Origin of the sequence: Sphingomonas sp. ERG5 (genome assembly GCF_000803065.1) — a bacterium.
In the GTDB taxonomy this organism is placed as follows: domain Bacteria; phylum Pseudomonadota; class Alphaproteobacteria; order Sphingomonadales; family Sphingomonadaceae; genus Sphingomonas.
The window spans coordinates 1-2,500 of the sequence record NZ_JSXI01000050.1 but is presented as its reverse complement, the minus strand read 5'-3'; the positions used below and the strand labels follow the sequence as shown (position 1 = coordinate 2,500).

The following is a 2,500-nucleotide window of genomic DNA, read 5'->3' as shown; positions in this document are numbered from 1 at the left end:
GAGACAGACGGCGGGTGCTAAGGTCCGTCGTCAAAAGGGAAACAGCCCTGACCTACAGCTAAGGTCCCCAAGTCGTGTCTAAGTGGGAAAGCATGTGAAACTTCCAAAACAACCAGGAGGTTGGCTTAGAAGCAGCCATCCTTTAAAGAAAGCGTAACAGCTCACTGGTCTAAATAAGAGGTTTTGCGGCGAAGATGTAACGGGGCTCAAGACACGCACCGAAGCTTAGGGTTCATCGTAAGATGAGCGGTAGCGGAGCGTTCCGTAAGCCGGTGAAGCGATCTGGTAATGGGTCGTGGAGGTATCGGAAGTGCGAATGCAGACATGAGTAGCGATAAAGAGGGTGAGATGCCCTCTCGCCGAAAGACCAAGGGTTCCTGCGCAAGGCTAATCCGCGCAGGGTGAGTCGGCCCCTAAGACGAGCCCGAAGGGGGTAGTCGATGGGAACACGGTTAATATTCCGTGACCTGGTGGTGTGTGACGGATCTCGTGTGTTGTCAGGCCTTATTGGATTGGTCTGGCTTCGAAGAGGTTCCAGGAAATAGCCCCACCGTATAGACCGTACCCGAAACCGACACAGGTGGTCAGGTAGAGTATACCAAGGCGCTTGAGTGAAGTGTCCTGAAGGAACTCGGCAAATTGCCTCCGTACCTTCGGAAGAAGGAGGCCCTCACAGCGGGCAACCGTTATGAGGGGGCACAGGCCAGGGGGTAGCGACTGTTTAGCAAAAACACAGGGCTCTGCTAAGTCGGCTTCAAGACGACGTATAGGGCCTGACGCCTGCCCGGTGCCTGAAGGTTAAGTGGAGGGGTGCAAGCTCCGAAATGAAGCCCAGGTAAACGGCGGCCGTAACTATAACGGTCCTAAGGTAGCGAAATTCCTTGTCGGGTAAGTTCCGACCTGCACGAATGGCGTAACGACTTCCCCACTGTCTCCAGGACATGCTCAGCGAAATTGAATTCTCCGTGAAGATGCGGAGTACCCGCGGTTAGACGGAAAGACCCCGTGCACCTTTACTGCAGCTTCAGAGTGGCATTAGGAAAGAACTGTGTAGCATAGGTGGGAGGCTTTGAAGCGTTGGCGCCAGCTGACGTGGAGCCATAGGTGAAATACCACCCTGTTGTTTTCTGATGTCTAACCTCGATCCATGAAACTGGATCAGGGACCCTCTGTGGCGGGTAGTTTGACTGGGGCGGTCGCCTCCTAAAGAGTAACGGAGGCGCGCGAAGGTTGGCTCAGGACGGTTGGAAACCGTCTGTTAGAGTGCAATGGCATAAGCCAGCCTGACTGCGAGACTGACAAGTCGAGCAGAGACGAAAGTCGGTCATAGTGATCCGGTGGTCCCTCGTGGAAGGGCCATCGCTCAACGGATAAAAGGTACGCCGGGGATAACAGGCTGATAACCCCCAAGAGCTCATATCGACGGGGTTGTTTGGCACCTCGATGTCGGCTCATCACATCCTGGGGCTGGAGCAGGTCCCAAGGGTTTGGCTGTTCGCCAATTAAAGTGGTACGTGAGCTGGGTTCAGAACGTCGCGAGACAGTTTGGTCCCTATCTGCCGTGGGCGTCGAAATTTGAGAGGAGTTGACCCTAGTACGAGAGGACCGGGTTGAACATACCTCTGGTGTACCTGTCGTTTCGCCAGAAGCGCAGCAGGGTAGCTATGTATGGACGGGATAACCGCTGAAAGCATCTAAGCGGGAAGCCTCCCTCGAGATAAGATTTCATAGAGCCGTCGGAGACCACGACGTTGATAGATCGGATGTAGAAGTGCGGTAACGCATGGAGCTAACCGATACTAATTGCTCTATTTGCGCTTGAGAGTCCCACCATCAACGACAACTCTGGGTAACACCAGCTTCTGTCCGAGATTGTTGGATGATTAAGAGCTTACGCCTAATACAACTACACCTGAATTCCAGGCTAAAGTGTGCATCGATTTAAGAACCGTTTTTCGCCGCTCACCGGCTTCATTGCTTGGTGGCTATAGCGTCAGTGCCCCACCCGATCCCATCCCGAACTCGGCCGTGAAACCTGACTGCGCCGATGGTACTATCGCTTAAGCGATGGAAGAGTAGGTCGTCGCCAGGCATTGTAGCCGGTGAGCAGCGCGAAACGAATTCTGATACGGAACCCATTCACATGTCTTTTCCCCCGCTTGCGCGGGAGAAGAACCTTGGCGCGGGGTGGAGCAGCCCGGTAGCTCGTCAGGCTCATAACCTGAAGGTCACAGGTTCAAATCCTGTCCCCGCAACCAACGGACAAACGCCCGCAAACCTCACGGTTTGGCGGGCTTTTTTGCGTTTCGCGTCGATCCGCGCCGCGATCATTCCTCACTGCACGGGCCGCACTCGCGGCGAGCGCGGAAAACAGTACCCCTCCGGTGGGGACCGCCTTGTCTGATCGGCGGCCGGGCTTGAAGCTGCACTCGTAAGGAGAGCTTATGAGCGCTGATAGCTGCACAGCATGACCCAGGTGACCTTGATGACGGGGCCGGAG

1 tRNA gene and 2 rRNA genes (1 of these 3 cut by a window edge) are annotated in these 2,500 nt (G+C 55.2%); all 3 read left to right on the top strand.

Annotated features, from left to right (window positions below):
* Positions 1-1,823, top strand: a 23S ribosomal RNA gene (locus OO12_RS16820); it begins 970 nt to the left of the window's first position.
* A gap of 154 nt (positions 1,824-1,977) precedes the next feature.
* Positions 1,978-2,092: ribosomal RNA gene (gene rrf / locus OO12_RS16815) — 5S ribosomal RNA — on the top strand.
* 89 nt (positions 2,093-2,181) lie between these two features.
* A tRNA-Met gene (locus OO12_RS16810) sits at positions 2,182-2,258 on the top strand.
* Positions 2,259-2,500 lie beyond the last annotated feature (242 nt).